Source organism: Citromicrobium sp. JLT1363, assembly GCF_000186705.1.
Taxonomy (GTDB): domain Bacteria; phylum Pseudomonadota; class Alphaproteobacteria; order Sphingomonadales; family Sphingomonadaceae; genus Alteriqipengyuania.
Genome location: NZ_AEUE01000002.1, coordinates 282,406 through 305,955 on the forward strand (window position 1 = coordinate 282,406; position 23,550 = coordinate 305,955).

The following is a 23,550-nucleotide window of genomic DNA, read 5'->3' on the forward strand; positions in this document are numbered from 1 at the left end:
CCCCGGGGGAGCGATCCTCCGGGGCCTTTTTCGTGCGCCCTGCGTTTCATCGCGCGAGCGCGAAAGGCAAATGCAGGAGAGCGCGATGCGTGTGATGCCGGTAATATTCGTTGCGGCCCTTGCCGCATGCGCCCCGCAGGCAAGCGAACCTGCCCCCGGCGGCGGTGACGGCGCGACCGCCTCGACGCAGGCCGGGCAGCCCTACGATCTGCGCGGGCAGTGGAGCGTTGCGCGGCTGAACGGGCAAACCCTCGACACGCGCATTCCCTTCACCGCTTCATCCGACACGTTCACCTGGGAGCCTGCCTGCGCCGGACAGCAGATTGCCTATCGCACCGTGGATGGCCGCATAGAGTTCTACCAGCCGCCGCGCGAAGGGGACCGGATTGTCTGCGATATCGGGTATCCCGAGCCGCTGCCGCGCGTGATCGAAGGGCTGGAGGGCCGCTGGGACGTGGAGCAGAAGGGCAATGGCAACCTTGTGCTGACCCGGGGTGAGACCCGGCTGGAGCTGGAGAAGGCGCCCGCTCAGCCGCAGGTGTCGCTCGCCGGGGAGTGGCGCGTTGCAGGGATCGACGGACGCGAATTCAATGAATCCTACGGCCTCGCGCTGAGCGCCGACGAGAGCGAGCTCTGGTGGGAGCCGCGCTGCGCCGGTGTCGCCGTGGAATATCGTATCGAAGGGACGCGCTTCTCCGCGCACAAGCCTGCCGTCGCACCGCCGCCGACGGCCGGATCGGCAGAGCCGCCAGCTGCCCCCGCCCCTGCGGTATGCGCAATCGGGCTGCCGGAGCGCCTGCAGGAGGTCATGGCAGCGATCCGCGCGGCGGACCGGATAGAGCGGACCCGGGCCAATGGAGTGCTGATTTCGGGCAATGGCCGCAGTGTTACCCTGTTCGGTCAGTAACCGCCGAGAAGAGGCCGGCGGCCGCAGCCGTCGCGAGACGGATCCACTCTGCCGACACTCCATAGATAACCCGCTTGCGAAACTATGTTTCAACTTTGCGGCTATGCGCTTGATCTTCGATTAAGAGTTCTGGGTTACGCGTCCGTCCTCGAAGGGGGAAAGGTTTCGTGACTCAGAAACAGTTGGCGATCCTTGGTGAAAAAAACCTGTTGCTGGCTTGGCGGCTGCGTGAATTCATTTCGCACCTGCCCGCGCTGTGTGCGCTGCATTCCTTTGCCGCCCTTGCCTGCATCGCGGCGCTATGGGGGCATCCCATCATCTTCTTCACGGTTCCCTGGGCGGGGGTTATCGTGCTGTGCAATTACCGCCAGTGGCGCCTCTCGCGCAAATGCTATCCCGATACGATCGACGCGGATCACCTTAGGGGGCTGCATCGCGATCTCCAGATCGCCGCCAATATCGAGACCGCCGGATGGGTTGCGGGTGCGATCCTCCTGTTTCCGACATTGTTCGTGATGCACCCGGTCTTCTTCACGGTGCTGATCGCAGGCCTGCTGGCCTCTACCGTGATCGCCTACCGGCCGTTCCCGGGTTCGCTCGCGCTCTATCTCGGTGGCGCGATGTTTGCGGCGGGGGCGCTTTCCTTCACCATGACGGACACGTTCTCCTGGCCCTCGCTCGCGCTGGCGATCGGCTTTGGCTACGCGCTGATCTGTTCGACCCGCAGGCAGGGGCGGCAGTTCGAACAGTCTTGCCGCGAGCAGATCAACCAGTACGCGACGGTGGAGACGGTAAGCCTGCTGCTGCACGAATACGAAGCGTCCTCCTCCGACTGGTTGTGGGAAGTCGACGAGGGCAACTGCCTGGTCAACGTGTGCGAACGTTTCGGCAGTGCCGCCAGGCAAGACCGGGACTTTCTGGAAGGGCGCGAGCTGGTGGGCCTGTTCGATCACGGCCCGGCGAGGGAACGGCTGGCGGGGCTCCTGCTCGAACGCGCGCCGTTCCGCGATCTGGTGCTCGAGATAACGGTGGCGGATCAAACCCGGTGGTGGACGCTTTCGGGCAACCCCAACGCCGACGGTTCGATGCGCGGCGTCATGCGCGACGTTACAGAGACCCGCGAGACCGAGCAGCGCGTGGCGCGCATGGCGCGGTACGATACGCTCAGCGGCCTCGCCAACCGGCACCTGTTCAACGAAACGCTGGAGGAAACGCTCGGCGCGCAGGTGAAGAACCAGCGCGTGGCGCTGCTGTATATCGATCTGGACCATTTCAAGTCGGTCAACGACACGCTGGGCCACCATGTAGGCGACGAACTGGTCCGGGCCGCAGGCGGACGCATCGGGGCCATCGTGCGCGAACACGATCTTGCCGCGCGGCTGGGGGGAGACGAGTTCGCGGTGCTGCTGACCAGGGTGCGCGATCTCGATACGGTTCACGCCTGCGCGCAGCGGATCGTCGATACGCTTGCAGAGCCTTTCAACCTGCACGGCCAGATGGTCCGGGTGTCGGCTTCCGTAGGCGTCGCCTATGGCTCCACGCGCGGGATCGACGGCGACGAATTCATGCGCCAGGCCGACATTGCGCTCTACGCCGCGAAGCGCGCGGGGCGGTCTACCTTTGCCGACTACGACGCATCGCTCAACCAGATGGAGCGGACCCGCCGCGACCTCGAACTGGACATGCGCACCGCGATTACAGAGGGGCAGTTCAGGCTCGTCTACCAGCCGCAGATCAACCTGCGGACCGGCGCCTGGGCCGGGAAGGAAGCGCTGGTGCGGTGGGAGCATCCCACCCGCGGCGCCATTCTGCCGGGCGAGTTCATCGACATCGCGGAGGAAACCGGACTCATCATCCCGCTGGGAGAATGGATCATCCGGCAGGCGATCCACGAAGCGGTCACCTGGGAAGAACCGCACAGGATCGCGATCAATCTCTCGCCGATCCAGATGCGCAATCCGAACCTCGTCGGCGTGCTGACCAGCGCAATCATCAACGCCCAGATCGATCCGCAGCGGGTCGAGATCGAAATCACCGAAAGCGCGCTGATGCAGGACAGCGAAAGCAATGTCGAAATGCTCCATCGCCTGCGCGAACTGGGCGTGCGCATCGCGCTGGACGATTTCGGGACCGGCTATTCCTCGCTCAACTATCTGCGCGCCTTCCCCTTCGACAAGATCAAGATCGACCGGTGCTTCGTGTCCGAGATGCTCGATCGCAGCGATTGCCAGGCCATCGTGCGCAATGTCGTGATGCTCGCACGGGCGCTGGGTATGGAGACCACCGCCGAAGGCGTGGAGACGCAAGAACAGTACGACTGGCTGAAACGCCACGGCTGTACCGAGGCGCAAGGCTACTACATCTCGCGCCCCCTGGAATCCTCCCGCGCGAGCGAACCTTCGCGCGATCCCTCGCAATGGGCGGAGTATCGCGAACTGGGCACCAATGTTCACCCCCTGCGCCAGGGTGCTGCCTAGAACTTGTCCGCGCCGCGCGGCGGGAGTAGCGCTTGCGCCATGATCGTTACCCGCTTCGCGCCATCGCCCACCGGCCACCTCCACGTCGGCAACCTGCGCACCGCGCTGCACAACTGGCTGCTGGCGCGATCGGGGGGAAGCGGGTCCGCCACGGGCCGCTTCCTTCTGCGGATCGACGATACCGATGCGCAGCGCAGCCGCGAAGAATATGTCGAGGCGATCCGGCAGGATCTCGCCTGGCTCGGCCTGCAGCCGGATGGCGAATACCGCCAGTCCGAAAGGATGGACCTCTACGAAGACGCCTTCGAAAAGCTGAAGGCGGCGGGGCGCGTCTATCCGGCCTACGAAACCGCGCAGGAACTGGAACTGAAGCGCAAGATCGCGCTGGGGCGCGGGCTGCCGCCGATCTACGACCGCGCGGCGCTCGCGCTGAGCGACGAGCAGCGCGCGGCGAAAGAGGCGGAGGGCATCGCACCGCACTGGCGCTACAAGCTGGACCACGAGGAGCACATCGACTGGGCGGATGGCGTGCGCGGGCCGGTGAAGTTCGATCCCTCGCAGCTGTCCGACCCGGTGATCCGCAGGGCCGACGGCAGCTGGCTCTACATGCTGCCGAGCGTTGTCGATGACATGGACATGGGCGTCACCGACGTGCTGCGGGGCGAAGACCATGTCTCGAACACCGCAGTGCAGGTGCAGATGTTTTCGGCACTGCACGAGGCGGGGATGGGGCCCGACCATTGCGATGTGGTCGACAGTTTCCCGCGCTTCGGCCACACCGCGCTGCTGGTGGGCAAGGAGGGGAAGCTGTCCAAGCGGCTCGGCTCGCTTTCGTGCGAAGCCCTGCGAGAGCGCGGGATCGAGCCCGAGGCTATCTTATCCCTGCTGGCGCGACTGGGGACCAGCCAGCCGGTCGAGCCGATCGCGGACCGGCAGGTCCTGATCGAGACTTTCGACCTGGAGACCTTCGGCCGCGCGCCTGCAAAGTTCGACGATGCAGAGCTGGAGCGGCTCAATACCGCCATCGTCCACCAGATGGACTACGCCGAGGTGCAGGGCCGTCTGCCCAAAGGCATCGACGAGGCCGGCTGGCATGCGATCCGGCCCAACCTGTCGCATGTCTCCGAAGCCGCCGAATGGTGGCGGCTGGTCACCGGCCCGATCGAGCAACCGGAATTCTCCGACGAAGACCGCGCCTTTCTGGGCGAGGCGGCGAACGCGCTGGCGTGGTCCGACAATCCGTGGGGCGATCTCACCACGGCTCTGAAAGAGCGGACCGGGCGCAAGGGCAAGCCGCTCTTCCTGCCGCTGCGCCAGGCGCTGACGGGCATGGACCACGGCCCCGACATGGGCGAACTCCTCCCGCTCATCGGAGAGGACGAGGCGCGCGCGCGGCTGGAACATGCGGCAGGCCAGACGCCCGCGTGAGGCATTTTTCCGATCCCGCGCAGGGCCGCCACGCGCCCTTGCGCGAACTGCATAATGGCGAGTGGATGGATTACGCCGAAAGTCCCGCGCGGTTCGAGGCGATCCTGCAGGCGCTCGGCCCGGGGGAGCCCGCGCGCGACTTCGGGCTCGATCCGATCCTTGCGGTTCACGACCCCGCCTACCTTGCCTTTCTGCGCGAGGCGCACGCGTTGTGGCGCGCTGCCGGGCGCACGGGCGATGCGTTGGGGTATGTGTTTCCCGTGGTGGCCCGCCGCCCGCTGGACCTCGAGCGGATCGATGCGCGGATGGGCGCTTATTCCATGGATGTCTCCACCCCGGTCGCCGCAGGCACCTGGGCGGCCGCCTATGGCGGGGCCCAGTCTGCGCTGAGTGCGATGGATGCGGTGCTGGGCGGAGATGCCGGCGCCTTCGCGCTCTGCCGCCCGCCCGGCCACCATTGCGGGGCCGATTACATGGGCGGCTACTGCTACCTCAACAACGCCGCCATCGCTGCGCGCGCGGCGCAGGCGCGCGGCATTTCGCGGGTCGCAATCCTCGATGTCGACTATCACCACGGCAATGGCACGCAGGATATTTTCTACGAGGATGGCGATGTGCTGTTCGCATCCATCCATGCCCACCCGAAGAACGACTTCCCCTTCCATTGGGGTCACGCGGACGAACGCGGCGCCGGTCCGGGGGAAGGAAAGACGCTCAACCTCCCGCTGCCGCAGGGCACCGACTGGACAGCCTATGCGCCCGCGCTGGACACCGCGCTGGACGCGGTCCGGGCGCACGGGGCGGATCTGCTGGTGGTTTCCTTCGGAGCGGATACCTTCGTCGGAGATCCCATCTCGCACTTCAGGCTGACCCGGGAAGACTACGCCGCGATGGGCGCGCGGATCGCCGCGCTCGGCCTGCCGAGCGTGGTGGTGATGGAAGGCGGCTATGCGGTCGACGCGCTGGGCGCGAATGTCGCGGCGTTTCTGGGCGGCTGGGATTAGGGCGCCCCGGCCGATCGGTCAGGCGGCCGCGAGCGTCAGCGACGGCGAGACGGTCTCCTCGCGGGCGATCTCGACCCGGTTCCGGCCGTTCTGCTTTGCCGAATAGAGTGCGATGTCCGCGCTGCGCATGGCGGCGCGTATGGATGTGTCCGCATCGAACGCGGCGACCCCGAAACTGGCACTGACCTGCACGTTCGGGCCGATCGCCGGGTGTTGCAGGCTGTCAAAGGCGCTGCGCAGGCCCTCGGCCTGCTCCGCCGCTTCTTCCAGGGTCGTATCCGTCAGCAGAAGCGCGAATTCCTCGCCGCCGATGCGGCCCGCGTGATCGCCCTGCAGGCTCAGCATGCAGGCGAAGGAGCGGATCACTTCGTCGCCCACCTGATGGCCGAAGCGGTCGTTGATCGCCTTGAACCGGTCGATGTCGCACATGATGATCGCCCCGCGCGACGCGGTGGGCTTGTCGATCAGGGTGTCGAAAGCCCTGCGGTTGAGCAGTTCGGTCAGGCCGTCGCGTTCGGAGGAATGCCGGTAGCCCAGGATCACCCTGGCCACGATCCGCGCTACGACCAGCAGCGCCAGACTCGTGTTGAGCACGCCCATGCACTGGATGAAGACACGTTCGAACAAGGCGGCATCGAAAAGCCCCCAGGGGGTCGGTTCGTCGAGCAGTGCCGGGAACATCGGCACGCGAAGGATCACGCCCACGAGCACGAGGAAGCAGAGCACCAGCAGAGCGTGTTCGAAGGCATCGCGGTCGTGTTTGCGGGCCAGCGCCAATGCCGCGTCGAAGAAGACCAGGATGCTCGCCAGCTGGAACGGCACATATTGCAGCGTGGGTGGTACGGGCATCGCCAGCAGCAGGAGCGATAGGGCCGTGAGCAGCGCGGTGCCGGAAACCACGCGATGGCTCGTGAACGCAAGGCCGGTCCCCCGGCGTATGGCCTGCGCGGCACAGACATAGATCGCGGGAACCAGCATGGCGATGGCTGCGACGCCCAGCCTGGAATGCGCTCCGAAGCGCAGGACCAGCAATTCGACGAAGACGCACAGAAGCGCTGCTGCCATCCAGCCGAGCGCCGAACCGCGCCGCAGGGAAAGATGGACGAGCAGCGACACGAGGATCAGTGCCGTGATGATCCCCAGGATGGTCAGATGCAGGTCTACCGCTATTGCCACTATCGCCCACTCCGCTCTCAGGGCGGTCCTACCGCGATAGACTAAACGTTTTCCTTATAGGGCCCGAGGATCATTCGGCAGCGCCAGCTGACTGCGATCGGCTGGCGACATGCCTCCTTCACCCACCGGAACACGGTATCGGGCGATTGACTGGCTTGCCGACTTGCGCGGTGACGCAGATCGCGCCGAACAGGATGGGCACGATCGCCAGGCCCATGGTCAAGGCTGCATACCGATCCGCGCGCCGCTTCTTCCCCCCTGTCGATTTAACAAGCCCGAACTATACGGTAAGCATTGCTGGATTGGCAGCGCGAACCGGGTGTGGGACCTGCGCGAAGCAAGATCGGGAATAAAGGGGCGGAGAATGCGTTTCATTTGCCAGGCAGTGCTCATCGTGTGGGCTGCGGTTCTTGCAGCCGTGCCCGGCCAGGCTGCGGAAAGTCAGCCCTGGGCGGCGGTGGTCAAGCAGGATGCTCTGACCGACGAGGTTTCCCGCCGCGTGTGCGCGGCGCAGGACGACTTCAGGCTGTGCTTCGAATTCGACGATCGCGGGGTCTGGGCGAGCGTTTCGAGCCTCGGGTCCGCCGTGTTCGACACCCAGCTTTTCCCGGCGTTCCGCGTGGACCGGCATGATGCGATCGAATCGGTCAATGCCGATGTCCTGCGCCTCGAAAGGACGCTGCGGGACAAGATAATCCCCCGGCATTGGGAGCCCGGGCATCTGACCTGGCGGGCCCAGGTTCCTTCGGGCTCGGGAGATTGGGAAGACACCCCGCCGCTGCTGATCGGGCAGCTGGTCGAAGGCGAGCGTCTGCTGGTCCGGGTCTATCTGTCCGGCGGCTACCAGAAGGACATCATTTTCCCGCTGGCCGGATTCTGCGCGGCGGCAGCGCAGGTCTATGCGCAGGGCGCTCCAGTCCTGGAATGCCCGGCCTGAACGCGCCTACCGTCCCTTCAGTTCGTCCCCGCTGAGCGAGACCACGTGCAGCAGATTGGTGCTGCCCGGGGTGCCGAAGGGTACGCCTGCGAGCACGATCAGCTTGTTGCCCGCCTTACCGAAGCCATGGCGCAGCGCCATCCGCTTGCCCTTGCCGATCATCTCTTCGAAGGTCTCGATATCGCGGGTCACAACCGCATGCGCGCCCCACAGCAGGGCGACGCGCCGGGCAACGCCCTTTTGCGGGGTCAGCACCAGCATGGGCACCGAAGGCCGCTCGCGCGCCACGCGCCGGGCGGTTGATCCGCTGAAGGTGAACACCGCGATGGCGCTGATGCTCACCGTTTCCGCAATGGTCGAACAGGCATGGCTGAGCGCATCGGCAGTGGTCGGATCGGCCTTCGTTTCGAGGAAGGTCATCCGCTTGGCGTAGCTGCCGTCGCGTTCCACCTTGGTGACGATGCGGTCCATGATGGCGACCGCTTCTTCCGGCCATTCGCCCGCCGCGGTTTCGGCCGACAGCATTACCGCATCCGCACCGTCGTACACCGCGTTGGCCACGTCGGAGACTTCGGCGCGCGTGGGCGCCGGGCTCTCGATCATCGATTCGAGCATCTGGGTGGCGACGATCACCGGCTTGCCTGCCTGGCGCGTCATGTCGACGATGCGCTTCTGCAGCGGGGGCACGTCTTCCGGGTCCAGCTCCACGCCCAGATCGCCGCGCGCGACCATGATGCCGTCGGACAGCTCCACGATCTCGGCCAGGCGGCGCACCGCGCTGGGCTTTTCGATCTTGGCGCACAGGGCGGGGATCATGCCGTCAGCCCCCTTGGTATGGGAACCCATCAGCTTGCGTGCCTCGGCCACGTCCTCGGGCCGCTGGACGAAGCTCAAGGCGATCCAGTCCGCCCCCTGTTCGCAGGCAAAGGCCAGATCCTTGCGATCCTTGTCGGTCAGCGCGGGGATCGGGATTTCCGCATCGGGCACGTTCACGCCCTTGCGATCGGAGATGACCCCGCCGACTTCGGCCGAACACAGGATCTTGTCCTTTTCCGCCTTGATGACCTTCAGCCGGATCTTGCCGTCGTTGATCAGCAGCCGCTGGCCCTTCTCCATCAATCCGAACAGTTCGGGGTGGGGCAGCTGGACGCGCGTTTCGTCGCCCGGTTCGGGATTGGTATCGAGCGTGAAGTGCCCCGAATGGCGGATTACCGCTTTGCCATCCTTGAAGGTGCCGACGCGCAGCTTGGGCCCCTGCAGGTCCGCCAGGATGGCGATGGGCCGGTCGAATTCTCCCTCCAGTTCGCGGATCGCGGCGATGGTCTGCGCATGAGTCGCGTGATCGCCGTGGCTCATGTTGACCCGGAAGGCATCGACGCCTGCCCTGAACAGCCGGCGGAGCATCTCCGGCTCGCGGCTGGCGGGGCCTATGGTGGCGAGGATTTTGACCTTACGGTTTCTTGGATCGAGCTTGGGCATGGCTCAGCGCTATGGCAGGGCAATATTTCAGTACAAGAGCGAAAGGCCCCGAAACATGTCGCAATCCCAAGATCCGCTGGACCAACTGGACGATGCGGTGGCCGCCGCTGCCTTCCGCCGGCTGGTGCGCCATCTGCGGCATCGCCACGATGCGCAGAACATCGACCTGATGGGCCTCGCCGGCTTCTGCCGCAATTGCCTGGCGGACTGGATCCGCGATGCGGGCTATGAAGGCGACAAGGCTGCGGCGCGCGAGCTGATCCACGGCATGCCGGCCGAGGAATGGAAGGCGACGCGCCAGACCCCGGCGACGCAGGAGCAGATCGAGCGGATGGAAGCCAGCCTCAGGAAGAACGGCCCCGATCTGCGCTGATTGCGGCGGCCGATCCACAGGCTTGGGAAAACTCGGCCATGGCCTCGCCTTGCGCCGTGCGCCGCCGCCGCTATCCCGGCGCCGATTGATTCGTCCCCTCACCGGAGATTACCCCATGGCCGAAGCCACCGACGACCGCCTGCGCCTGTTGATCGAGCGTATCGAACGCCTCGAGGAAGAGAAGAAGGGCATCGCCGACGATATCCGCGACGTCTATGCCGAGGCCAAGGCGGTCGGCTACGATCCCAAGATCATGCGCCAGGTCGTGCGCCTCAGGAAGATGAAGCCCGACGACCGCAGCGAGATGGAAACCATCCTCGAAACCTACAAGGCGGCGCTGGGGCTGGGCTGACGCGCCCGGGCCAACGCCTGCAAAATTCGGAACCGGTCCGGTGCGGGGCGGCTTGAAGAGGGTGAAAGACCCCTCTTTTCAAGGACAAGCCCCCATGACCGACCCGACCAGAACCGACACCGCCTTCGTCCCCGAAACCGCCGAAGAGCCCCGCATGCCGGGGCACGAAACGCAGCTGGACGACAAGCCGCAGTGGCAGCCGCGTTACCCCGGATCGGGGCGGCTCAAGGGCAAGACCGCGCTGGTGACCGGTGCCGACAGCGGTATCGGCCGCGCGGTCGCGGTGCTGTTCGCGCGCGAGGGTGCGAAGGTCGCCATCGCCTATCTGGAAGAGCATGACGATGCGCGCATCACGCGCGAGGCGTGCGAGGCCGAGGGCGCGCAGGTGCTGCTTTCCGCAGGCGATCTGGGCGACCCCGACCATTGCGAAGGGCTGGTGAAGGCGGTGGTCGACCGCTTCGGCGGGCTCGACGTGCTGGTCAACAATGCGGGCGAGCAGCATCCCGACAAGGAGGTGACCAGGATCACCGCGCAGCAGCTTCAGCGCACCTTCCAGACCAATATCTTCAGCCAGTTCTATCTGGTGCAGGCCGCGCGCCCGCACCTGAAGAAGGGCGCTGCGATCGTGAACTGTACCAGCGTGACGATGTACAAGGGCGCACCCGAACTGCTCGATTACAGCGCTACCAAGGGCGCGATCACCGCCTTCACCCGCTCGCTGTCCGAAAACCTGATCGAAGACGGCATCCGCGTGAACGCGGTCGCGCCCGGCCCGATCTGGACCCCGCTCAACCCCATGGGCGGCGCGAGCGAGGAGAAGATGGAGCATTTCGGCGAGGGTACGCCGATGGGCCGCCCCGGCCAGCCCAACGAGGTCGCGCCCGCCTTCCTGTTCCTTGCCTGCGAGGATTCGTCCTATATGTCGGGCCAGGTACTGCACCCCAACGGAGGAATCATCGTCAATGGCTAGCCCGTGGAAGACCGCCGAGACCGGCATCATCGTCACCACCACGCACGCGGTGGAAGGCCGCCCGGCGCAGGACTATCTCGGCATCGTGACCGGCGAGGCGATCATCGGCGCGAACATGTTCCGCGATCTTTTCGCCGGCATCCGCGACATCGTGGGCGGGCGCGCGGGCTCCTACGAAAAGGTGCTCAAGCAGGCGCGCCACGATGCGATCGAGGAGATGCAGGCCGAAGCGCAGAAGCTGGGGGCCAATGCCGTGGTCGGCGTCGATCTCGATTACGAAGTGATCGGCGATACCGGCTCGATGCTGATGGTGAGCGCAAGCGGTACGGCGGTGAAGCTTTAGAAGTCTCGCACTACGCGGAGAAGGGCCTGCGCACATGGCGTTGTCGTGCGCGCGCACCTTCGCTAGGGCAATCCGTCTGACCGGGCCCCACTCCGGGGCCCGCGAAAAGTATCACTTTCCGGGGTCAAAATGGCAGGCCATTCCAAATTCAAGAACATCATGCACCGCAAGGGTGCGCAGGACAAAAAGCGGTCCAACCTGTTTTCCAAGCTCAGCCGCGAAATTACCGTGGCGGCGAAGATGGGCTTGCCCGATCCGGACATGAACCCGCGCCTGCGGCTCGCGGTCAACGCGGCCAAGGCGCAGTCCATGCCCAAGGACAATATCCAGCGCGCGATCGACAAGGCGTCAGCCAGCGATGGCGAGAATTACGAGGAAGTGCGCTACGAAGGCTACGGCCCGGGTGGCAGCGCGATCATCGTCGAGGCGCTGACCGACAACCGCAACCGCACCGCGACCAATATCCGCACGGCGTTCTCCAAGAACGGCGGTAACCTGGGCACCGAAGGCTCGGTCGCGCACGGGTTCGAACGGCTGGGCCTGATCGTCTATCCGGCCGATGCAGGCGACGAGGAAAAGGTCCTCGAAGCCGCGCTGGAAGCGGGGGCGGAAGACATCGCCAGCACCGATGACGGGCACGAGATCTGGACCGCCGCGGAAGACCTCCACGCGGTGGCCGAGGCGCTGGAAAAGTCGCTCGGCGAAGCGGAAACCGTCAAGCTGGCGTGGAAGCCCAACCTCACCGTCGACATGGACGAGGGCAACGCGGGCACGCTGCTCAAGCTGATCGACGCGCTGGACGATGACGACGACGTGCAGACCGTCTGGGGCAACTACGACATCTCCGACGAAGTGATGGAGAAGCTGGACGCCTGAGCTGGAAAGGGTGGTTTGCGCTGAAAAATGACTTGTTCATGCAAGGCGACTGCATCGACCTTGAACAAGCGCCGCCATGTTGGTTTCTCCGTCACCCTGAACTTGTTTCAGGGTCCAGCTCTCCGATGGCTCTGATCGCTCGGGATGCGGAATGGATGCTGGAACGAGTTCAGCATGACCATCAGGCAAGGCGGGTTCCATGACCATCATCCTCGGCCTCGATCCCTCGCTCTCCTGCACCGGCTGGGGCGTGATCCGCGCCGAGGGATCGCGGCTGAGCCATGTCGCCAACGGCCAGATCGCCACCCTGGCCAAGGCCCCGATGCCCGAGCGGCTTGCGAAGTTGCACCGCGAACTCGCTGCGGTGATCGCGCAGCACGCGCCCGAGCGGGCCGCCTGCGAAGAGGTGTTCGTCAACAAGAACCCGCAATCCACGCTGAAGCTGGCGCAGGCGCGCGGGGCGGTGCTGGCCGCTTGCGGTGCTGCGGGGCTGGCCGTGCGCGAACATGCCGCGCGCAGCGTGAAGAAGGCGGTGGTCGGCACTGGCGCCGCCGAGAAGGCGCAGGTTCAGGCGATGCTCAAGGTGCTGCTGCCGGGCGCGAAAATCGCTGGGGCCGACGCGGCGGATGCTCTCGCGGTGGCCATTGCCGACGCCCACGCGCGCTAGCCTGCGCCCCGCCCCCGCATCATTCGGGCGGGAACACGCGATTTCTCCGAGCGTAGACTATCCATCAACAGGCGAGACTGGTGGCCTCGCACAGACCGGAGACCCTCCATGCGCATTCTTCCCGTATCCGCTCTTCTCGCAGGTGCCATCATGCTGGGCGGTTGCGCCTACGGTTATGGCGATGGCTACGGCTACGATGACGGGTATGGCCCCGGTTACGGCGATGGCTATGGGGGCGGCTACGGCTATTCCTACCGCGACAACAATGATTTCGAGCGTGCGGCGGTGAACGCCTGCGGGCGCGAGGCCAGCCGGTATGGCCGCGTCCGGATCACCTACGCCGAAGAGCGCGAGCGGGGCCTGTACACGGTGCAGGGCCAGATCGAGATTCGCGATCCCCGGCGCGACCAGTTCACCTGCGAATTCGGCGCGCGCGGCCAGATCGTCGATTTCCGCCTGGGCTGATTTCGGCCACCTTGCACGGCTGTCCTACCGGCCGGCATGGCGCTAGGGGTGGGCACGTGCCTCGCCCCGCGCCCTCTCGATCGATCGTCCCGCCGGATCGCTCCGGGCAAGGTGGTTTTTCGTCCCTTGTACACTGTGTCAGGTGTGTCAGGCTTCGTGCCTCTGCAATCCGCCCGGGACACGCGCACTGATGTATCTCGTCGTCTTCCGCAGCCGCAAGCGCGCCGATCACGATGCGGCTGCCTATGCGCGCGACGCGCAGCGCATGGTCGAACTCGCCGGCGCGCAGCCCGGCTTCCTGGGGGTGAAGACCTACGCCGCGCAGGATGGCGAGACGGTGACGATCTCGGAATGGGCGACGCGCGAAGCGGCCAGGGCGTGGCGCCGCCACCCGGACCATTCGGCCGTTCAGGGCGCGGGCAGGCAAGCCTATTATGCGCAATACACGATGTTCACCTGCCCCGATCCGCAGGTGACGCAATACCCGCAGGACGAGGACGCATGACCATCACGATCAACGGCATTCCCAATTGCGACACGGTGAAGAAAGCGCGCAAATGGCTGGGCGGGCAGGGGCTCGACCACACGTTCCGCGATTTCAAGAAGGATGCGCCGGGCGCGGACGAAATCGGTGGCTGGGCCGATGCCGCGGGCTGGGAGGTGCTGCTCAATAAGCGCGGCACCACGTTCCGCAAGCTGGACGATGCCGACAAGGCCGACCTGACGCGCGAAAAGGCGATTGCCTTGATGGTGCAACATCCAAGCCTGATCAAACGCCCGGTACTCGAACACGAAGCAGGACTGCTGGTCGGCTTCAACGAACCGGAATGGAAGGACACCTTGTGCTGAAATGGCTTACGGCGGCTGCAATCGCCCTGTCACCACTCGCTGTCAGTGCGCAGCCCATGGCTGATCTGAAACCCGTCAACGCCGATGGCGACATGCTGGTGATCGCGCATCGCGGCGCTTCGGGCGAGCGGCCCGAGCACACGCTGGCCAGTTACGAACGCGCGATCGATCAGGGCGCGGACTATATCGAGCCCGATCTGGTGGTGACGAAGGACCTGGTGCTGGTCGCCCGGCACGAGAACGAGATCGGCGAGACGACCGATGTTGCCGACCGGCCCGAATTCGCGGACCGGCGCAAGACCAAGACCATCGAGGGCCAGCTCATCAATGGCTGGTTCGCGGAGGACTTCACGCTGGCCGAACTGCGCACCCTGCGCGCGAAGGAACGGATGCCGGCGCTGCGTCCGGGCAACACCGCCTACGACGGACTCTACCAGGTGCCGACCTTCGCGGAGATCGTCGCGCTGAAACGCGCGAAGGAAGCGGAAACGGGCCGCCGGATCGGCATCTATCCCGAACTCAAGCACCCGACCTGGCTGTTGCAGGAGACCGGGATCGACACGGTCGACCTGCTGGTGCGCCAGCTGCGCGAGGAAGGGTTGGACGGGGCCGATGCCGATGTGTTCGTGCAGATCTTCGAGGTCGGGCCGCTGCAGCGGATCGATGCGATGATCGACGTGCCGCTGATCCTGCTGATCCGCCCCGAAGGTGGCCCCTACGACGAGCCGGGCATGACCTGGGCCGGCATGATGACGCCCATCGGGCTGTCCGAGGTGGCGGAGTATGCCGACGGGATCGGCCCGTGGATGGGCCATGTGCTGAACGACGACGGCACGCCGAGCGATCTGGTGCGCGATGCGCATGCGGCGGGGCTACAGGTCCACCCGTGGACCGTGCGCAAGGAAAACGTCTTCCTGCCCCCCTCGCTCCGCTCCGACGCGAGCGAGAACGGCGTGGGCAACATGATCGGGCTGGTAAAGCTGCTCGAGGCGGCGGGAGTGGATGGCTACTTCACCGACGATCCGGGGCTGGTGCGAGGAGAGTAGTCAGGTACGGCGCGCCGCCAGGATGTAGTTGAGGCTCGTATCGTCAGACAGATGCAGCCCCTTTCCGGGTCGCCAGGCAATGCCCTGCGTCGCGGTGACGGTGAGGCCCGCAGCGCCAAGCAGATCGTCAAGCTCCTCGGGCGTGACGAAGTCGTCCCAGTGGTGCGTGCCCCTGGGCACCGCGCCCACGGCCTCTGCCGCGCCGACGAGCAGCGCGCGGCTGGCGAAAGTCCGGTTGGGCGTGGAGAGGATCAGGAGACCGCCATCGGCCAGCTTGCCTGCCAGAGCCGCGATAAAGGCGGGCTTGTCCGCCACATGCTCGATCACCTCCATGCAGGTGACGAGGTCGAAACTGCCGAGGTCCAGCGCGCCGATCTCGCCCGCCATGTAGCGGATATCGAGCCCGGCAGCCTCGGCATGCGTGGCGGCGGCGGCCGCATTCTCGGGCGCGGCATCGACGCCGGTCACCTCCGCGCCGAGCCGTGCCAGCGGCTCGCACAACAGGCCCGCGCCGCAGCCGACATCCAGCGCGCTCTTGCCTGCAAGCGGGCTCGCGCTCCGGATATCGCCGCCCCAGTGCCGGTCGATCGCGTCGCGAATGAAGCCAAGCCGGACCGGGTTGAGCCGGTGGAGCATGGCGGACGAACCTTTCGGGTCCCACCAGTCTGCTGCCAGCGCTCCGAAGTGACTGGCCTCTTCGGGACGGATGGTTGCTGTTGCATCGCTCATCCCCGCTCCCTAACACCGCGCCCGAAAAGGCACCAGCAAGGAGAGCTTACGCCTTGGCGCGGATCGTGATGAAATTCGGCGGCACGTCGATGGCCGGGACCGAGCGTATTCGCCGGGTCGCGCAGATCGTGCGCAAGCAGGCTGCAGGCGGTAACGAGGTTGCGGTGGTCGTCTCCGCGATGGCGGGCGAGACGGACCGGCTGGTCAACTTCGCGCGCGAGGCGCACGCGCTCTACGATCCGGCGGAATACGACGTGGTGGTCGCCAGCGGTGAACAGGTCACCTCCGGCCTGCTGGCGCTGACGCTGCAATCGCTGGGGCAGAAGGCGCGCAGCTGGCTCGGCTGGCAGCTGCCCGTGCGCACGATCGAGGCACATGCCAAGGCGCGCGTCGATGCGATCGACTCCGAAGCGCTGCTCGCCAGCATGGCCGACGGCACCATCGCCGTCATTCCCGGCTTCCAGGGGCTGGGCGCGGATGGCCGCATCACCACCATGGGGCGCGGTGGATCGGACACCAGCGCGGTCGCGGTGGCGGCAGCGGTGAAGGCCGACCGGTGCGACATCTACACCGATGTCGACGGGGTCTACACCACCGATCCGCGCATCGTCGCCAAGGCGCGCAAGCTGAAGGCGGTGACCTACGAGGAAATGCTCGAACTCGCCTCCGTCGGCGCGAAGGTTTTGCAGACCCGCTCTGTCAGCCTCGCGATGAAGGAAGGCGTACGCATACAGGTGCTCTCCAGCTTCGTGGACGATGATGCGACCCCGGCAGACGATCTGCCGGGCACGCTGATCGTCTCCGAGGAAGAAATGGAGCGGATGGTCGAAGAGGGAAAGATGGAACGCAAACTCGTTACCGGCATCGCGCACGACAAGAACGAAGCCAAGATCATCCTGACGCGCGTGCCCGACAAGCCGGGCGCGGTGGCGGAGATTTTCAGCCCGCTGGCCGAAGCGTCGATCAATGTCGACATGATCATCCAGAACGTCGGGAGAGACAAGGGCGAGACCGATGTGACCTTCACGATCCCGCAGGCGGATCTCGCGCGCGCGCAGGCCCTGCTGGAGGACAAGCGCGAGGCGATCGGCTACAACCGCATCATCACCGACAGCCATGTGGCGAAGATCAGCGTCGTGGGCGTCGGCATGAAGAGCCACGCGGGCGTGGCGAGCGACATGTTCCGCGCGCTGGCCGAACGCGGGATCAACATCCAGGCGATCACCACCTCCGAGATCAAGGTTTCAGTGATGATCGACGAGGATGAGACCGAGCTGGCGGTGCGCGTGCTGCACACGGCTTACGGGCTGGACGCGGAAGACGCTGCGTGAGCGACAGGACGAAACGGACCGTCGGCATCGTGGCGCTGGTGATCGCGCTGCCGCTGGTGCTCTGGATCGTATATAATGCCGGTTTCTGGGTGGGCGAGATGGGCACCCGGACCACTCCGTGAGCCACACGGCAAAGATCCTGTTGCTCGGCTCGGGCGAGCTGGGGCGCGAGTTCGTCATCTCGGCCAAGCGGCTGGGCGCCTATGTCATCGCCTGCGACAGCTACGACAACGCGCCCGCGATGCAGCTGGCCGATGCGCGCGAGGTGTTCTCGATGCTCGACGGCGAGGCGCTGCGCGCCGTGATCGAGAAGCACGCGCCCGACCATGTCGTGCCGGAGATCGAGGCGATACGGACCGAGGTGCTGGCCGAGGTCGAGGCTGCGGGCGTCCACGTAGTTCCCACCGCGCGCGCCGCACAGCTGACCATGAACCGCGACGCGATCCGCGACCTGGCGGCGCAGGAGCTGGGCGTGCGTACTTCGCGCTATGGTTATGCGACCAGTCTCGACGAAGTGCGCGCCGCAGCGGGCGACACGGGCTTTCCCTGTGTCATCAAGCCGGTCATGTCCTCTTCGGGCAAGGGCCAGAGCACGGTGCAGGATGCCGACGGGCTGGAGGCCGCGTGGGACTATGCGGTCGCCAATATGCGCGGCGACCGGGCGCGGGTGATCGTCGAGCAGTTCATCGACTTCGATTACGAAATCACACTACTTACGGTCCGGCATAAGGACGGCATCACCTTCTGCCCGCCCATAGGCCACCGGCAGGAACGCGGCGACTATCAGGAAAGCTGGCAGCCGCACGGGATGAGCGAGGCCGCGCTGGGCCAAGCGCAGGAGATGGCGCGCAGGGTCGTCGACAACCTCGGCGGCCACGGCCTGTTCGGGGTGGAGTTCTTCGTGCGCGGAGACGATGTGATCTTCTCGGAGCTCTCGCCTCGCCCGCACGATACCGGAATGGTCACGCTGGTCAGCCAGAACCTGACCGAGTTCGATCTCCACGCCCGCGCGGTCATGGGGCTGCCGGTGCCGGATACGATCCGCGCACGCCCCGCCGCCAGCGCAGTGATCCTCGCCGACCGGGAGAGCGGGACCGTCTCTTACGATGGTCTCGCCGAAGCGATGGCGAACGGAGCGGACATCCGCATTTTCGCCAAGCCCGTTACCCGCCCCTTCCGCCGGATGGGGGTCGCACTGGCGACGGCTGGCGACACGGACGAAGCCCGCCGCCTCGCGGTCGAGGCAGCGGGCAAGGTCACGCTTGCCTACGGCTGACGCTCAACCCAGCAGCATCACGTTCATCAGCCGGCCGGGCAGCGCGAAGGCGAAGATGCCCGGAATCATGAGCGCGGTCAGATAGGTGAACACGATCTGCTTCTTGTGGCCCGCAATATCGCCCTTGCGTGCGGTGGCGATAACCCTCCAGGCCGCATGGAAGGTGATCGGCACGAAGATATGGATGAAGCTGAAGCCGCCGGTGGACTGGATGAAGATGGCGCTGGTCGCGGTGACGAGCATCAGCACGAGCCAGATCTTGCCCAGCGACTTGTGCAGCGGCGTGCCCTTCTTCGCCAGCAGGAGGAAACCGCCCAGCGGGATCGCGGGCAGCACGGTGGCCACGTGAACGATGATCGGCAGCTTGGCGTAGTGGTGAAGGTTGTCCACCATGCCCAGCGCCGCCTTGCCCAGTGCAATGACGCACAGGAAGGTCATCGTGAAGCACACCAGGCCTACGATGGTGCGCGTGACCGGCCCGATGTCGAAGCGGACCGGCCGCTTTGCGCGAGCCGGGAAGAAGGGAAGGGACGGGGCGAGGCTGGTCATCACTGATCTCCGGATGGTCGGTCGGGTGTTCGATGAACCTGTTGTGCCGGCCGCCCGCTGGCGGGCAACGCGGTGTGCGCGAGCCACACCTTGCCTTCGTGAAAGGCGCCCAATTCCGCCATTATGCCACTTTACGAAGCGCGAACGGGCGCTAGGTTCGTGTCGATGAGCGACGAGGCAACCAACGGCCGACACGAATTCGCGCGCAAGCTGCTGATCGACCTGTCGGTCATGACCGTCGTCGGTGTGATCCTCGCGCTGATCGGCCCGTTCGGCAGCGCCGATGCTCCGCTGGCTGTGCGGCTGGTAAGCTGGCTGCTGTTCGCCTGGGTCGGCTATGCGGTCTACAACCCGATCGGCTGGGCGGTGGAGCAGCTTCACCGGTCGCTCCACCTGTCCGAGATTGGCCTGTGGATCGCCGGCTGCCTGATCGCGACCATCCCGATGACCGCAATCGTATGGGCGATCGGCTTCTGGCCGCGGCCGGTGCCGATGCCGACGGGCGAGCAGGCGCTGGAAGCCTATATCAACGTGCTGATCATCGGCGCGAGCATCACCGTGCTGTTCCATCTGATCGAGCGATCCAAGCAGGCGCCGCCGCCCGCTGCGGTGGAACGCCCCGCTGCAGCCGCCCAGCCCGAAACCGTCGATGCGCCCGCGCCCCAGCCCGCGTTCCTCGAGCGCCTGCCCGCGCATCTCGGCGCCGATCTGATCGCGCTGGAGATGGAGGACCACTACGTGCGCGCGCATACTGCGCTCGGCAGCGAACTCATCCTGATGCGGATGCGCGATGCGGTGGCGGAGCTGCAGGGCGTGGAGGGCGCGCAGGTTCACCGCAGCTGGTGGGTCGCGCGCGATGCGGTGGAGGACGTGAAGCGCGAAGGCCGCAACCTTCGGCTGGTGCTGCCCGGCGGGATCGAGGCGCCTGTGTCGCGCACGCGGGTTGCCGAACTGAAACAGGCGGGCTGGTTCTAGAGCTTGCCGGTCGCCGCTGCCGCGCCTAACCGCCTTTTCATGAGCAATACTCCAAAGACTGACGCGCTGATGGCGCGTGGCGCAGACTTCCTCGGCAGCGAGCATGCCATTCTGTGTGGCGCGATGAGCTGGGTTTCCGAACGCAACCTCGTTTCGGCCATCAGCAATGCCGGCGGCTTCGGCGTGATCGCCTGCGGCGCGATGACGCCCGACCTGCTCGACACCGAGATCGCGGAGACCAAGAAGCGCACCGACAAGCCCTTCGGCGTCAACCTCATCACCATGCATCCCGACCTGTTCGACCTGATCGCGGTGTGCGAGAAACACGCAGTCACCCATGTCGTGCTGGCGGGTGGCATCCCGCCCAAGGGCAGCGTCGAGGCGATCAAGGGGGGGAAGAACCCCGCCAAGGTCATCTGCTTCGCGCCCACGCTGGCGCTCGCCAGGAAGCTGCTGCGAAGCGGCGCGGATGCGCTGGTGATCGAAGGCATGGAGGCGGGCGGCCATATCGGCCCCGTCTCGACCAGTGTGCTGGCGCAGGAAATCCTCCCGGAACTCAGCGAAGAACACCTGGTCTTCGTCGCGGGCGGGATCGGGCGCGGCAGCGCGATTGCGGGCTATCTGGAGATGGGCGCGTGCGGCGTGCAGCTGGGCACGCGCTTCGCCTGCGCGAAGGAAAGCATCGCGCACGAGAACTTCAAGAAGGCCTTCTTCCGCGCCTCCGCCCGCGATGCGGTGGCGAGCGTGCAGGTCGATGCGCGGCTACCCGTGATTCCGGTCCGCGCGCTCAAGAACAAGGGCACCGAGGAATTCACCGCCAAGCAGCGTGAGATAGCCGGATCGCTCGACCGCGAGGAGATCGCCATGGCCGAGGCGCAATTGCAGGTCGAACATTACTGGGCGGGGGCCCTGCGCCGTGCCGTGATCGATGGCGATGTGGAAAATGGCAGCCTGATGGCTGGCCAGTCGGTCGGCATGGTCAAGGAAGAAGAGCCGGTGGCCGACATTATCGCCAAGCTGATGGCGCAGAGCGAGGAGGCGCTTACGCAGCGCCGCTAGGCGCTGGCCTTCGGCCTGGCCCCGCTCCTGCGGGGTCAGCCGTATTTTTCTGCAAATCTCTCGTCGTCCATCGTGATGTAGATGATGCCTTCGATAAACGCGATGATTGCGGGGATGAAGGTCCAGCAGAATACCAGGTACAAAATGCCCTGGCCGATCCGGTCCAGATAGAACTTGTGGCCACCAAAGCCGCCAAGGATCCACGCCAGGGCGAATGCTGCGACCTTGTTCTTGCTGCCTGCCTGAGGCCGGTACGCTGCAGCCCTCTCGGATGAGCGCACGGCTTCTTCGGCCTTGCGCATGGAAACGTCGAGCGTTTCGCCGCAATGACGGCATTTCTTGGCCCGTGCGGAAATGTCTTCATCGCAGAACGGGCAATTGATGCGGGCGGCCGTTTCCGGCTCGATCTGCTTTTCGTTCGTTTCGGCGCTCACGGCGCTCGATGTAATATCTGTCACCTAAATACCCCCGAATTCCCTCTCGACAGGTATAGATCGCTGATTCTGTTCGTCCAGTCCCAACAGGCAGCACCGCTACCGCCAAAAGGAGGCATGCACGGGCTGGAACCCAAGCGGTTCTGGGGGCTTTGATGGAGGAGTGCGCCCGCGCGGGCAGGCCTGCGCGCGCGACCATGTCACCGCCAGCCATTTCGGAGCCTTCATCATGCGCATTGCCCACTCCCTCGCAGTATTCACCCTGATCGGTGCCGCCACCGTTCCCGCGCTTGCCTTGCAGGAGGCTCCGGCCCAGCTGCCCGGTGTTGTCGATACCAGCCGCGTGGCAGGCGGAACCTATCAGACGGACCCTTCGCATTCGCTGGTCGCGTGGTCGGTCGATCATTTCGGGTTCAACGATTACTATGGGCTGTTCGGCGACGTCGAAGGCACGCTCGAGATCGATCCCGAGAATCCGGGCGATGCCAAGGTCGACGTGACGATCCCGGTCACCAGCCTTGCCGTGGTGAGCGAAGGGCTGAAGGACCATCTCCTGCGCCCGGGCAAGGATGGCGCCGATCCCGACTTCTTCGGCCCCGAACCCGACGCCGCCCGTTTCGTGTCGACCGCGGTCGATATGGGGGACGACGGCACGAGCGCATCGATCACCGGCAATCTGACGCTCAACGGCGTCACCAGCCCGGTCACCATCGATGCCAGGTTCACCGGCGCGGGCACCAATCCGATGAACAAGGCCGAGACGATCGGCTTCGAGGGCACGACGACGATCCAGCGCTCCAAGTTCGGCGTCGACTATGCGGTGCCGATGGTGTCGGACGATGTGAAACTGATGATCACCGTCGCTTTCGAAAAGCAGTAATGGCCAGGACCGCGCAGGCGGATTGCGGGAAAGAAACGGGAGAGGGCGATGTGCGATGAAGCGAAACTCGCGCGGTGGGCGCGGGAAGGGCTCAACCGGCGGCAGTTCGGCCTGCTGACCGGGGCAGCTGCGGTCGGCGCCTGTGCGCCGATGGCTTCGGGCAGCAATGGGGGCGGCGATGGCGATATGTCGCTGCCCGCCATGACCGAACGGCAGGTGAGCTTCGAGACGCCTGCCGGCACGATGGATGCGTTCTTCGTCGCGCCCGTTTCCGGCCCGTCGCCTGCGGTGCTTTTCTGGCCCGATATCGCCTCTCTGCGCGAAGCCAAGCGCAACATGGCGCGCCGCCTCGCCGGGCGGGGATATGCGGTGCTGGTGGTCAATCCCTATTACCGCGACGTCGCGGGCCAGCAGTTTCAGGATTTCGCCGATTTCGCAGGCAATAACGGCTTTCAGAAAGTGAAGCCCTGGCGTGAAAAGCTGACGGCAGAGGCGATCATGGCCGATGCCACCGCGGCGGTGGGCTGGCTCGACGCGCAGCCCGAGGTCGATACCGCGCGCGGTATCGGCACGCAGGGCTATTGCATGGGCGGCCCCTTCACGTTCTGGTCTGCGGCTGCCGTGCCCGACCGGATCAAGGGCGTCGCCAGCTTCCACGGCGGCGGGCTGGTGCGAGACGACAATCCGATGAGCCCGCATCGCACCTTCGACGATACGCAGGCGCGCTATCTCGTCGCCATCGCGCAGGACGACGATGCCGACGCGCCCGACCACAAGGCGATCCTGCGCGAAGCGGCGGCCGAGGCAGGCCGTCCAGCCAAGGTGGAGGTCTACGCGGGCGATCACGGCTGGACCGTGCCCGACAGCCCCGCCTATGCCGAAGCAGCGGCGGAGCGTGCCTATGCGGATCTCTTGGCGCTTTACGGGGCCGCGCTCTGACCTTTGCCGAGCGGTCCGATTTCCGGTCG

At 65.7% G+C, this 23,550-nt stretch carries 27 protein-coding genes; 22 read left to right on the top strand and 5 right to left on the bottom strand.

Going from position 1 to position 23,550, the window contains the following annotated elements; genetic code table 11:
• Positions 1 to 94 precede the first annotated feature (94 nt).
• The 4 genes from ADAD_RS0103835 (at position 95) to ADAD_RS0103850 (ending at position 5,816) form a co-directional block, all read left to right on the top strand.
• Positions 95 to 907, top strand: a complete 813-nt coding sequence (locus ADAD_RS0103835) for a hypothetical protein (RefSeq protein ID WP_139020324.1) — start codon at positions 95 to 97, stop codon at positions 905 to 907.
• 167 nt (positions 908 to 1,074) lie between these two features.
• Positions 1,075 to 3,384, top strand: a complete 2,310-nt coding sequence (locus tag ADAD_RS0103840) for a putative bifunctional diguanylate cyclase/phosphodiesterase (protein ID WP_139020325.1) — start codon at positions 1,075 to 1,077, stop codon at positions 3,382 to 3,384.
• Positions 3,385 to 3,423: 39 nt separating this feature from the next.
• A complete protein-coding gene (gene gltX, locus ADAD_RS0103845) occupies positions 3,424 to 4,812 on the top strand; it encodes a glutamate--tRNA ligase (RefSeq protein ID WP_010409909.1) in 1,389 nt (462 codons plus the stop codon).
• Positions 4,809 to 5,816, top strand: coding sequence for a histone deacetylase family protein (locus ADAD_RS0103850; protein WP_010409910.1), 1,008 nt, complete (start codon positions 4,809 to 4,811; stop codon positions 5,814 to 5,816). Before gltX ends, ADAD_RS0103850 begins: the two co-directional genes overlap by 4 nt.
• An 18-nt stretch (positions 5,817 to 5,834) precedes the next feature.
• Here ADAD_RS0103850 and ADAD_RS0103855 read toward each other — a convergent pair whose 3' ends face one another.
• Complete coding sequence (locus ADAD_RS0103855; protein WP_010409912.1) at positions 5,835 to 6,992, bottom strand: GGDEF domain-containing protein; 1,158 nt, start codon at positions 6,990 to 6,992, stop codon at positions 5,835 to 5,837.
• A gap of 364 nt (positions 6,993 to 7,356) precedes the next feature.
• Here ADAD_RS0103855 and ADAD_RS0103860 point away from each other — a divergent pair, with 364 nt between their 5' ends.
• A complete protein-coding gene (locus tag ADAD_RS0103860) occupies positions 7,357 to 7,929 on the top strand; it encodes a hypothetical protein (RefSeq protein WP_139020326.1) in 573 nt (190 codons plus the stop codon).
• 6 nt (positions 7,930 to 7,935) lie between these two features.
• Here the strand turns inward: ADAD_RS0103860 and pyk are convergent, their stop codons facing one another.
• On the bottom strand, positions 7,936 to 9,408 hold the full coding sequence (pyk, locus tag ADAD_RS0103865; protein WP_010409916.1) for a pyruvate kinase: 1,473 nt from the start codon (positions 9,406 to 9,408) through the stop codon (positions 7,936 to 7,938).
• Between the two features lie 55 nt (positions 9,409 to 9,463).
• Here pyk and ADAD_RS0103870 point away from each other — a divergent pair, with 55 nt between their 5' ends.
• From ADAD_RS0103870 to ADAD_RS0103915, 10 genes are all read left to right on the top strand, one after another.
• Positions 9,464 to 9,781, top strand: a complete 318-nt coding sequence (locus ADAD_RS0103870; RefSeq protein WP_010409919.1) for a DUF1244 domain-containing protein — start codon at positions 9,464 to 9,466, stop codon at positions 9,779 to 9,781.
• 115 nt (positions 9,782 to 9,896) lie between these two features.
• Complete coding sequence (locus ADAD_RS0103875) at positions 9,897 to 10,133, top strand: DUF2312 domain-containing protein (protein ID WP_010409920.1); 237 nt, start codon at positions 9,897 to 9,899, stop codon at positions 10,131 to 10,133.
• A 94-nt stretch (positions 10,134 to 10,227) separates the two neighbouring features.
• The gene (locus ADAD_RS0103880) at positions 10,228 to 11,103 is read left to right on the top strand and encodes an SDR family oxidoreductase (protein WP_010409922.1); all 876 of its coding nucleotides are present in this window, start codon (positions 10,228 to 10,230) and stop codon (positions 11,101 to 11,103) included.
• The gene (locus ADAD_RS0103885) at positions 11,096 to 11,446 is read left to right on the top strand and encodes a YbjQ family protein (RefSeq protein ID WP_010409924.1); all 351 of its coding nucleotides are present in this window, start codon (positions 11,096 to 11,098) and stop codon (positions 11,444 to 11,446) included. The genes ADAD_RS0103880 and ADAD_RS0103885 overlap by 8 nt, the downstream gene beginning before the upstream one ends.
• Before the next feature lie 129 nt (positions 11,447 to 11,575).
• Positions 11,576 to 12,322, top strand: a complete 747-nt coding sequence (locus ADAD_RS0103890; RefSeq protein WP_010409927.1) for a YebC/PmpR family DNA-binding transcriptional regulator — start codon at positions 11,576 to 11,578, stop codon at positions 12,320 to 12,322.
• 199 nt (positions 12,323 to 12,521) lie between these two features.
• Positions 12,522 to 12,989 carry a crossover junction endodeoxyribonuclease RuvC gene (ruvC, locus tag ADAD_RS0103895; protein ID WP_010409930.1) on the top strand — a complete coding sequence of 156 codons (468 nt, stop codon included), beginning with the start codon at positions 12,522 to 12,524 and terminating at the stop codon, positions 12,987 to 12,989.
• Between the two features lie 108 nt (positions 12,990 to 13,097).
• Positions 13,098 to 13,454 carry a hypothetical protein gene (locus tag ADAD_RS0103900; RefSeq protein ID WP_192807570.1) on the top strand — a complete coding sequence of 119 codons (357 nt, stop codon included), beginning with the start codon at positions 13,098 to 13,100 and terminating at the stop codon, positions 13,452 to 13,454.
• A gap of 190 nt (positions 13,455 to 13,644) precedes the next feature.
• Positions 13,645 to 13,959: an antibiotic biosynthesis monooxygenase family protein gene (locus tag ADAD_RS0103905; protein ID WP_010409934.1), complete on the top strand. Its 315-nt coding sequence runs from the start codon at positions 13,645 to 13,647 to the stop codon at positions 13,957 to 13,959.
• A complete protein-coding gene (locus ADAD_RS0103910) occupies positions 13,956 to 14,303 on the top strand; it encodes an arsenate reductase (RefSeq protein WP_010409936.1) in 348 nt (115 codons plus the stop codon). Before ADAD_RS0103905 ends, ADAD_RS0103910 begins: the two co-directional genes overlap by 4 nt.
• Before the next feature lie 56 nt (positions 14,304 to 14,359).
• Positions 14,360 to 15,349 carry a glycerophosphodiester phosphodiesterase gene (locus ADAD_RS0103915; protein ID WP_010409938.1) on the top strand — a complete coding sequence of 330 codons (990 nt, stop codon included), beginning with the start codon at positions 14,360 to 14,362 and terminating at the stop codon, positions 15,347 to 15,349.
• Here ADAD_RS0103915 and ubiG read toward each other — a convergent pair whose 3' ends face one another.
• Positions 15,350 to 16,078 (bottom strand): bifunctional 2-polyprenyl-6-hydroxyphenol methylase/3-demethylubiquinol 3-O-methyltransferase UbiG, encoded by a 729-nt coding sequence (gene ubiG / locus ADAD_RS0103920; protein WP_010409939.1) that lies wholly within the window; start codon positions 16,076 to 16,078, stop codon positions 15,350 to 15,352. It abuts the gene before it with no gap.
• Between the two features lie 53 nt (positions 16,079 to 16,131).
• On the opposite strand from ubiG, the gene ADAD_RS0103925 reads away from it, so the two are divergent.
• From ADAD_RS0103925 to purT, 3 genes are read left to right on the top strand one after another with little or no spacing between them, the layout of a single operon-like run.
• Entirely contained in the window at positions 16,132 to 17,409 is a 1,278-nt protein-coding gene (locus ADAD_RS0103925; RefSeq protein WP_010409941.1) for an aspartate kinase, read from the top strand.
• On the top strand, positions 17,406 to 17,531 hold the full coding sequence (locus ADAD_RS17290; RefSeq protein WP_010409944.1) for a hypothetical protein: 126 nt from the start codon (positions 17,406 to 17,408) through the stop codon (positions 17,529 to 17,531). The genes ADAD_RS0103925 and ADAD_RS17290 overlap by 4 nt, the downstream gene beginning before the upstream one ends.
• Positions 17,528 to 18,685 (top strand): formate-dependent phosphoribosylglycinamide formyltransferase, encoded by a 1,158-nt coding sequence (gene purT, locus ADAD_RS0103935; RefSeq protein WP_010409946.1) that lies wholly within the window; start codon positions 17,528 to 17,530, stop codon positions 18,683 to 18,685. Before ADAD_RS17290 ends, purT begins: the two co-directional genes overlap by 4 nt.
• Before the next feature lie 3 nt (positions 18,686 to 18,688).
• On the opposite strand, the gene ADAD_RS15465 is transcribed toward purT, so the two are convergent.
• Positions 18,689 to 19,234 carry a DUF2306 domain-containing protein gene (locus tag ADAD_RS15465; protein WP_010409948.1) on the bottom strand — a complete coding sequence of 182 codons (546 nt, stop codon included), beginning with the start codon at positions 19,232 to 19,234 and terminating at the stop codon, positions 18,689 to 18,691.
• Positions 19,235 to 19,399: 165 nt separating this feature from the next.
• Between ADAD_RS15465 and ADAD_RS0103945 the strand changes: the two genes are divergently transcribed.
• Both ADAD_RS0103945 and ADAD_RS0103950 read left to right on the top strand, forming a co-directional pair.
• Entirely contained in the window at positions 19,400 to 20,209 is an 810-nt protein-coding gene (locus ADAD_RS0103945) for a LytTR family DNA-binding domain-containing protein (protein ID WP_010409950.1), read from the top strand.
• A 39-nt stretch (positions 20,210 to 20,248) separates the two neighbouring features.
• On the top strand, positions 20,249 to 21,268 hold the full coding sequence (locus tag ADAD_RS0103950) for an NAD(P)H-dependent flavin oxidoreductase (RefSeq protein ID WP_029139889.1): 1,020 nt from the start codon (positions 20,249 to 20,251) through the stop codon (positions 21,266 to 21,268).
• A 35-nt stretch (positions 21,269 to 21,303) separates the two neighbouring features.
• On the opposite strand, the gene ADAD_RS0103955 is transcribed toward ADAD_RS0103950, so the two are convergent.
• Complete coding sequence (locus ADAD_RS0103955) at positions 21,304 to 21,702, bottom strand: TM2 domain-containing protein (protein WP_237700734.1); 399 nt, start codon at positions 21,700 to 21,702, stop codon at positions 21,304 to 21,306.
• Positions 21,703 to 21,865: 163 nt separating this feature from the next.
• Here ADAD_RS0103955 and ADAD_RS0103960 point away from each other — a divergent pair, with 163 nt between their 5' ends.
• Together ADAD_RS0103960 and ADAD_RS0103965 are read left to right on the top strand one after the other, a co-directional pair.
• Complete coding sequence (locus ADAD_RS0103960; protein WP_010409956.1) at positions 21,866 to 22,582, top strand: YceI family protein; 717 nt, start codon at positions 21,866 to 21,868, stop codon at positions 22,580 to 22,582.
• Between the two features lie 48 nt (positions 22,583 to 22,630).
• Complete coding sequence (locus tag ADAD_RS0103965) at positions 22,631 to 23,521, top strand: dienelactone hydrolase family protein (protein WP_010409959.1); 891 nt, start codon at positions 22,631 to 22,633, stop codon at positions 23,519 to 23,521.
• Positions 23,522 to 23,550: the final 29 nt, after the last annotated feature.